The 1,377-nt window shown below is 68.6% G+C and carries 2 protein-coding genes; both read right to left on the reverse strand.

Features of this window, described 5'->3' with window-relative positions; translation table 11 throughout:
- Window positions 1-214: 214 nt before the first annotated feature.
- Window positions 215-592: a hypothetical protein gene (locus ACFVXE_RS39100; RefSeq protein ID WP_389678567.1), complete on the reverse strand. Its 378-nt coding sequence runs from the start codon at window positions 590-592 to the stop codon at window positions 215-217.
- 218 nt (window positions 593-810) lie between these two features.
- A partial coding sequence (locus tag ACFVXE_RS39105) for a DUF6083 domain-containing protein (RefSeq protein ID WP_389678568.1) occupies window positions 811-1,377 on the reverse strand: 567 nt, incomplete at its 5' end.

The following is a 1,377-nucleotide window of genomic DNA, read 5'->3' on the forward strand; positions in this document are numbered from 1 at the left end:
TTTTCGACCGTTTCGGCGCGGTCTGGCCGGGCGCCCGGGGACCCGCTGCCCCCCCCCGCGTCTGCCGGCACCGTTCTTTTGTCCCCGCGCCCGGGGGTCGCCCCGCGCCCCGGGACACGGGGCTCACGCGGCCTGTGAGAAGCCTTCGGTCGCCGGGTCGGCGTCGCGCAGCGGGGTGAAGTCGATGTCCGGGCGCGGGTCGTAGGCGGCCGGCTCATCGCGTAGACGGTGGTGGCGACGCCGGTGGGGGCGTGTCCGAGGAGTTCCTTGAGTACGACGACGCTCTGTTCCAGGAGGAAGCTACGCCGAGCTGTTCCTGACGGTTCTCGCCATGGCGGGCGAAGTAGTCCTCGACATCGGCAAGGGCGTCATCGGCCGGCCCCGTATCGACCAGATTGCGACAGAGCAGATGATGATCCAGCTGAGTCGCCGCAAGACGTCCCAGTGCGGCCGTGCCGTGGATACCGAAGCGGAGATGACCGCGTTCGTCAGATCCGATGAGGAGTTTCTCCGTTCTGGAACGATGCGCAGCTCCATCGCACTCGCCGAACGTCTCATCCGGCGCGGTGAGCCGCAGAAGGCTGTCGTCCACCTCTGTGACCGACTCGACGGGGCGGGACTGCGAGGGAGCACCTGCGAGAGCCAACCTCCCATCCTGAACCATGAACGAACGGGCGGAGTTCGGCGTCAACCTGATCGCCTCGCGGGGGCCGCGGCGGTCGTCGAGCGGCGGAGGCACCACCGTCAGTGACGCAGCGCATGCGGTCCCTCGGGCCAGAGCGCTGATCCGGGGAACAAGGACAGCAACTGTCAGCCCGTGCCGGGGAGGCCCCAGTCGTCGGGGAGGCCCCAGTCGTCGGGAAGGCTGAACAGGCGTTGTGCTCGTCGTTCGTTTTCCTGCCGGAGCACGGTGGTCCAGGGCCAGTCGTCTTCGGGTTGGAGATAGGGACAGACGGATCGGTGCGCGATCCGGCACCGGGTACCGGGGAGGGGTTCGGCGTCCCACAGGTTGATCGCTGCCCCGTCCGAGGCGATGATCCAGCGTCGGCGCGGAGGCAAGATGTGGGCGGGGACGACGATGTGGGGTTCGAGAAGGACCCAGTGGCCTTCGTAGTGGGTGGCGTAGCGGTCCAGTGGGAGGTCGCAGAATGGGCACTCGGGTGGGGTGGGCGGTCGTGGTGCTGTGGCGCCTTCGAGGAGAGCATGGAACGCGTTGTCGGTACTGTCCGGACCTGGTGTGGTGTTTCCGGTATCCCCCATGCTGTTCAGGGTCCGGGCGGGCCGCCAGGGCGGGTAGGGCGCGATCCGGCCGTGCCAGATGGGGGAGAACTCCGCCTGCGTGCTGCGAGACGCCACACGGGGCACACTGGGGCACGG

Source organism: Streptomyces sp. NPDC058231, from assembly GCF_042882275.1.
Classification (GTDB): domain Bacteria; phylum Actinomycetota; class Actinomycetes; order Streptomycetales; family Streptomycetaceae; genus Streptomyces.